The organism is Marinimicrobium sp. UBA4209 (assembly GCF_002381585.1).
Taxonomy (GTDB): Bacteria; Pseudomonadota; Gammaproteobacteria; order Pseudomonadales; family Cellvibrionaceae; genus Marinimicrobium; species Marinimicrobium koreense.
This window is the reverse complement of the sequence record NZ_DFTP01000060.1, coordinates 691-1,069: the sequence shown is the minus strand read 5'-3', so window position 1 is coordinate 1,069 and position 379 is coordinate 691. Positions and strand designations below refer to the sequence as shown.

Genomic DNA, 379 nt, shown 5'->3' with positions numbered 1-379 from the left:
GCCTGCGGCGTTGGCCGCCAGCGATGCCAAACGGCATCTGGTGGTCGCCGCCGACAACGCCGAAGAGGCCGCGCTGTGTGATTCCACTGCCGTGTTCTCCGCAAAAAACCTGCTTTCAGTGTGCGCGCACCTGCATCAGCGGGAGCGCTTACCCCAGGCCGAAGGGCCGTTCGATGCCACCGACGAACCGACCCTGGATTTTGACCTCAGTGATGTCAAAGGCCAGGTACAGGCCAAACGGGCTCTTGAGGTCGCGGCCAGCGGCGGCCATAACCTGTTGATGTATGGGCCGCCGGGGACTGGCAAAACCATGCTCGCCAGTCGCCTGCCCGGCATACTGCCCCCGCTGGAAAATCGTGAGCGGTTGGATGTGGCGGCG

1 protein-coding gene is annotated in these 379 nt (G+C 64.1%); it reads left to right on the top strand.

Going from position 1 to position 379, the window contains the following annotated elements; translation table 11 throughout:
* Positions 1 to 379: ATP-binding protein (locus B3187_RS08630; protein ID WP_286805792.1), on the top strand; the 379-nt coding region annotated here is incomplete at both ends.